Below are 6,000 nucleotides of genomic sequence, written 5' to 3' on the forward strand. Positions count from 1 at the left end.
GGGGGGTGGGGGGCATCACAGGCATTTTTCGATCTCCTCGCGTGCCACATCCTGGTCGGCGAAGGGGAACTTCTCGCGTCCGATGATTTGATAGTCTTCGTGGCCCTTGCCCGCAATCACAATCGTGTCGCCTTTTTTAGCCATGCCCACAGCAAGTGCGATGGCCTTGCGCCGGTCTGCTTCCCGAAAGACACGGGTTTCCCCCCCCACCCCTGATAACGGGGGAGCCAGAATATCATCGAGAATCTTTTCTGGGTCCTCGGTGCGTGGATTATCGCTTGTGGCGATGGCGATATCCGAGAGGGTTTTTGCGAGCTGGCCCATTAGGGGACGCTTGGTCTTATCGCGATCGCCGCCGCAGCCAAAGACGGTGATGAGGCGGCCTGTTGTTAGAGGCCGCGCGGCTTTGAGCACATTCTCGACGCCATCGGGGGTATGGGCGTAGTCCACGAGAACCGCGAAGTCTTGTCCGGCTTGGACGGGGTGAAAACGCCCCGGCACGGGCGGGCAGGCGGCGAGCCCGGCGGCGATTGTCGCTGGCGAGAAGCCCCGCGCCACGCCGTAGCCAATGGCGGCCAGCACGTTGCCGATCTGAAACGTCCCGCCAAAGCCGAGCCGGACCTGCACGTCACCGATCGGGGTTTTTGCGGTGAACTTTAGCGAGTCAACGGCCAACTGAATGTCTTCCGGCGTCATATCGGCAGACGTCTTTCCCGATGGTGAGTAGGTGAGTGTCTGGCGTGCCGTGGTGCTATTGGCGTAGCGCGCACCTGCGGCATCGTCGGTGTTCAGCACGGCGACACGGGGCTGATACTCCGTAAAGAGCAGTGCTTTGGCGGCTTCGTAGGCCTCCATGGTCTTATGGAAATCCAGGTGGTCCTGCGTCAGGTTGGTAAAAACGGCGACATCAAAGACGCAGCCTGCGGTGCGGCGCATAACGAGTGCGTGCGAGGCCACCTCCATTGCGGCGGAGCGTGCTCCCGCGGCGAGCATCTGGGCAAAGAGGCGCTGGAGATCGGCGGACTCAGGGGTGGTTCGGTCGTGGGGCAGCGCCACATCGCCCACCGTGGCTCCGAGGGTTCCAATCGAGCCCGTGACCTCGCCCGAGGCGCGCGCGATGGCATCTATTAGCCGCATCGTGCTGGTCTTGCCGTTGGTTCCCGTCACTCCCGCGAGGCAGAGCATCTGGGTGGGGTTGTCCCAGAAGGCGCAGGCGAGTGGCGCGAGCGCCTCACGGCAGTTTTCCACCAGGAGATACGGTAGCCCCGCCGGGACGGCATCGGCTCGCTCCACTACCACTGCCGCCGCGCCTCTTGCCGCGACATCGGGCAGAAAGTCGTGCGCATCGAAGCGCTCCCCGACCACGGCGACAAAAAGCGCTCCGGGCGCGACTGCCCGTGAGTCGTACTCCAGTGCCGTAAGAGTGGCCTCACCATGTCGTTGTGCGCCTGAGAGAGTGCGTGCGTGCGCCAGTTGTGTTAGTGTCGTCATGTCAATCTTAGCTAAACTTTTCTTCTCTATTTTTCTTCTCCGCTAGCCTTCCGCTGTGCTGACCTTGCCCCGTTTCTTATTTTTGGGAGTGAGGGGGCTATCTCGCGGGACTCGTCGCAGCAGCAGCGCCCGCTCGGCAATCTCCTTGAAGATCGGCCCCGCCACGGAGCCACCGAAGTGGTCACCTTTCTTAGGGTCACGGATCATTGTGAGGATCACAAATTGCGGGTCTTTGAGCGGCACCAGGCCCACAAACGAGGCCACAAAGCGCTTGCTGTAGCCACGGTAGCCGTCTTTTGCCATCTGTGCCGTGCCTGTCTTGCCACCCGCCGTGTAGCCATTGACCTGAGCAGGCTGCCCGGTGCCCTCCTCGACCGCGCTTCCGAGCATCTGCCGCACTTTAGCGGCTGTCTCCTCGGAGAGAACCCGCCGGGTTGGCCGAATAGGTGCCTCTTTAATGACATCGGTCTCGGCATCGCGCACCGCGCGGACGAGGCGAGGGGCATGATAGCGGCCATCGGCAAAGACGGTGTAGGCAGCGGCGAGCTGGAGCGGTGTCACGGAGACGCCTTGCCCGAAACTGACGTTCGCCAGTGAGATTTGACTCCAGGGCTTACGGTTGGGGTCATGGAGCGCTCCAGACGCCTCACTGGGCAGGCCCACTTTTGTCTTCTCCCCGATTCCAAAGTCTTGCAGGTACTGGTGGAGCTTTTTGTCGCCGAGCCGTGCGCCACACTCGGCGGTGGCCAGGTTGCAGGAGTGGCTAAGAACCCCGATCAGGCTCTGGGTGCCATGGCCGTGCTGGAACTCCCTGTGGGCGGCACAGTGAATGGTGTCTTTGGCGATCTTTCGCGAGCCGCTGCAGTAGAACAGGCTGTTTAGCGTGACTTCATGTTCCTCAAGGGCAGCGGCCAGAGTGAGTGATTTCAGGGTGGAGCCCGGCTCGTAGATGCTCTGCACGGCCCAGTTATTGCGTGTGTTTATGTCGGCCTTCTGAGTGGGATCGGGCGTGCGCGCGGTATTGATATTGTAGTTTGGGGCGCTCGCCATCGCCAGTACATCGCCGTTGTGAACATCCAGCACAATAGCGACACCCGCCTCCGCCGCGTGCTGATGCACCGCCGCCCCGAGTGCCTGCTCGACATCGTGCTGGAGATCCGCATCCAGGGTGAGATAGAGATGGGAGCCGGGGATAAGTTTTTGACGGATATTCTCGGTGCCCGGAATCATTCCCATCCGGTCAAATGCATAGCTGACTTTCCCCGTCTGCCCTTTCAGCGTGTTCTGCTGGCTTAGCTCGACACCGCGCCAGGCATGCTCACCGCTCTCCTCGGTGAAGCCCAATACATGCGCGGCAAGCTCACCGTTGAGTGCGCGCCGCCGGGTTGAGGCGGGGTAGCTGACACCAGGCAGCTCGGCCTGTGGCATTGCCAGCGCCCCTTTTCTCTTTTTCTCAGATGCGGGTATCGGTGGAGCCAGGTTCACAGTCACTTGGCGAAGCTGCTCGATGGTCGCTTCCGGGACCCAGCGAACCACCTCGCGCGTCGGAAGACGCTTGCCGTGCTCGCGGTGACTCATGTCTAGCTGGCTGATCCAGGTAAGCTTCTCGGCGGGGAAGAAGCGCCCCAGCACACGGAGGGCGTGCGCTCGACGGTCTTCGGGAAGGTCTTTTGCTTTGGGGTTGGTACTATTGCCGACAAACCAGCGGTTGGGATCCACCACGACCGCGAAGCCGGGCTCATTCTGCACCAGGAGTGCTCCCGTGCGATCGTAGATTAGCCCGCGCGCGGGGGGGAGGGTGCGGGGAGCACGCCAGCGCGTGAGCGACTCCGCCGTGAGCTCTTTCGTGCGCCCGACCTGGATAAAGGCAAGTCGCCCCAGAAGAAAAACATGGGCCGCGGCGAGTACCAGCGCCACTTTGTTTAGTCGCGACGATGTACAGCGCTCGAACTCCGCGTGCGTCTCGCGATGACTGCGACGTTTTGTGTGTGTGGGAGTAACCATCTCAGTGTTTTTCTCCAAAGTAGTGGATGCCTTCCGGTGAGCGTACGAGGTTACGCTGCCCGGCGAGCTGGCCGATGGCATTGCCATTTTCCAGCCCACGAATCTCACGCTGAATCCCGACGTTCTCCGCATTAAGAGCTTTAATCGCCCGGCGCAGATCCATGCGCTGGTAGCCTTCATCGGTTGCAGCGGCCTGGGCAGCGACGTAGAGCATTGCGAGAGTTCCCACCAGAGAGATCACCCCAAAGAGTGCGGCCATCGCACGCTCACGGCGCAGAAGCTCCTGACGGCGCTGCTGCCAGTGCTGGGGGTGTTGTCTGCCTAGTGCCGCCGTGGGCACCTGGACAACTATCTGTGGGTGTCGGACACGGCGTTTTTGCCGCTCGCGCACTCTTTGCTTCACTGCCACTGTCTTTCGTTCCTCCCTTAGATTTTCTGACCCACACGAAGCTTTGCGCTCCGTGAGCGTGGGTTGCGCCGTAGCTCATCGTCGCCTGGCGTGATCGGTTTCTTGGTGAGCACCTCCAGCACCACCGGGGGCTCCGGGCCGGGGTGGGGCAGGTCGGAGTTCTCACGCTTGCCGGAGAGCTGATTGAAGGCGGTTTTGACAAGCCGATCTTCCAAGGAGTGGTAGCTGATCACCGCAAGCCGTCCGCCGGGTTTCAAGCAGCGAACCGCGGCCGGGAGCACTTGCTCCAGCACGCCTAGCTCCGCATTCACGGCAATACGGATGCCCTGAAAGGTCTTCGTCGCCGGATGGATCTCACCGGGCCGCGTTCGAAAGGGCATGGCGCGGCGGATACAGGCCACCAGATCGTCGGTGGTCTGGAGGGGGCGGCCTTTGACAATCTCGATGGCGATCCGCCGGGAGCGGCTCTCCTCACCGTACTCAAATAAAATTCGCGCGATCTCTTTCTCAGGCAGGCGGTTGAGCAGCTCGGCGGCGGTCTCCCGCTCAGAATCCGTGTCCATGCGCATGTCCAGCGGCCCGCAGTAGCGTAGTGCGAAGCCCCGCTCAGGCGTGTCGAGCTGGTGCGACGAGACCCCAAGATCTAGCAGGATCGCATCCAGCGGCACGGTTGCAGCAAGCTCTAGCTGCGCAAAATTTCCTCGCCAGAGTGTTACCGGCAGCTCGGCACAAGACTTCTCGCACTCGGCGAGCGCCTCTGGATCCTGATCCACGGCGATCACGTGCGCCCCGCGCTCGGCAAACGCCCGCGTGTGACCGCCGCCGCCCGCAGTGCCATCGAGAAAAAACTTCCCGAGCTGTGGGTTCAGCCACTCTAGAAGCTCCGCGAGTAAAACGGGTGTGTGGTAGACACTCACAGAGAAACCTCCAAGGAGGCTCCGGGTGCCCTTTGGGCGTTTAGCCGGGGGAGGAATTGGGAACCGCATAGAGGTATCCCTCTTTGACTCTTAAATTTAGTTTTGCCTTGCCTTTCCGATTTCGTCACTGTAGTAACAGTATGTAGGTAGTGAAACTCGTCGCACAAGTCAAGCTCTTGCCCACGCAGAAGCAACGCGAATATCTCAACAAGACTCTGGAGACTGCTAATCAAGCGGCTAACATTGTCTCTGAAGGTGCGTTTGCCTCGAAGGTATTCAAGCGTTTTGATTTGCAAAAACTTTGGTATGACAGCATTCGCCGGAACACGGGGCTGACTGCACAGGTCGCTATTCTGCTCTTTGCCAAAGTCGCCGATGCCTACAAACTCGACAAGCTCACGAAGCGATCTTTTCGCCCTCATGGGGCTATCGCTTACGATTCCAGAATACTCCGGTATATGCTTGACAAGAAGATGGTGAGCATCTGGACGGTCAATGGACGGGAGAAAATCCCGTTTGTCTGTGGCGACTATCAAACAAGGCTTCTTGAAGGACAACGAGGAGAATCGGAGCTTTGCCTTGTTGATGGGGAGTTCTACCTGATGGCTGTCTGCGACATTGAAGACCCTCCGCTTCGTGAAGTCAATGGATTCCTTGGCGTAGACCTTGGCATTGTTGAGATTGCTACGGATAGCGAAGGAAATCAGTACAGCGGGCTTGAAGTGCGAACCCTTCGCCGCCGCATGAGACGGCTTCGTGCAGGACTTCAGCAGTGTGGTTCTAAATCCGCCAAGCGCCACCTTCAAAAGCTCGGACGAAGGCAAAGTCGGTTCACCAAATGGGTGAACCACAATATAAGTCGCAGGCTTGTCGAATCTGCGGCGAAGCTCGGGAAGGCACTTGCTCTTGAAAACCTCAGTGGTATTAGAGATCGAGGAAACGGTTTTAGCCGAGAAATGCGTTTTGAACTTGGAAACTGGAGCTTCTTTCAGTTGCTTCAGAGGATTGAGTACAAGGCGAGGCGTGCGGGTTTGCCTGTAGTGCTGGTTGATCCCGCCTACACTTCCCGGACGTGTTCTACCTGTGGTTATTGCGATAAGCATAATCGAAAATCTCAATCTCAATTCCAGTGTCTAAGCTGTGGCCTGGAACTCAATGCAGACTGCAATGCAGCTCTGA

5 protein-coding genes are annotated in these 6,000 nt (G+C 59.5%); 1 reads left to right on the top strand and 4 read right to left on the bottom strand.

Going from position 1 to position 6,000, the window contains the following annotated elements:
• Positions 1-15: 15 nt before the first annotated feature.
• Genes ACH2ED_RS19390 through rsmH form a run of 4 tightly spaced genes read right to left on the bottom strand, consistent with a single transcriptional unit; the run spans position 16 to position 4,821 of the window.
• A complete protein-coding gene (locus ACH2ED_RS19390) occupies positions 16-1,491 on the bottom strand; it encodes a UDP-N-acetylmuramoyl-L-alanyl-D-glutamate--2,6-diaminopimelate ligase (RefSeq protein ID WP_395094359.1) in 1,476 nt (491 codons plus the stop codon).
• A 42-nt stretch (positions 1,492-1,533) separates the two neighbouring features.
• Complete coding sequence (locus ACH2ED_RS19395) at positions 1,534-3,495, bottom strand: peptidoglycan D,D-transpeptidase FtsI family protein (protein WP_395094360.1); 1,962 nt, start codon at positions 3,493-3,495, stop codon at positions 1,534-1,536.
• Between the two features lies 1 nt (position 3,496).
• A complete protein-coding gene (locus ACH2ED_RS19400) occupies positions 3,497-3,898 on the bottom strand; it encodes a hypothetical protein (RefSeq protein WP_395094361.1) in 402 nt (133 codons plus the stop codon).
• A 23-nt stretch (positions 3,899-3,921) separates the two neighbouring features.
• Entirely contained in the window at positions 3,922-4,821 is a 900-nt protein-coding gene (gene rsmH / locus ACH2ED_RS19405; RefSeq protein WP_395094362.1) for a 16S rRNA (cytosine(1402)-N(4))-methyltransferase RsmH, read from the bottom strand.
• 149 nt (positions 4,822-4,970) lie between these two features.
• On the opposite strand from rsmH, the gene ACH2ED_RS19410 reads away from it, so the two are divergent.
• On the top strand, positions 4,971-6,000 hold a 1,030-nt coding region (locus ACH2ED_RS19410), incomplete at its 3' end, for an RNA-guided endonuclease InsQ/TnpB family protein (RefSeq protein ID WP_395094363.1).

It is taken from the genome of Armatimonas sp. (assembly GCF_043757465.1).
GTDB lineage: Bacteria > Armatimonadota > Armatimonadia > Armatimonadales > Armatimonadaceae > Armatimonas.

What these genes read in the sequence shown, in the direction of transcription:
- ACH2ED_RS19390 (WP_395094359.1), bottom strand. Translation starts at nt 1,491, where the DNA reads ATGACGACACTAACACAACTGGCGCACGCACGCACTCTCTCAGGCGCA.
- ACH2ED_RS19395 (WP_395094360.1), bottom strand. Translation starts at nt 3,495, where the DNA reads ATGGTTACTCCCACACACACAAAACGTCGCAGTCATCGCGAGACGCAC.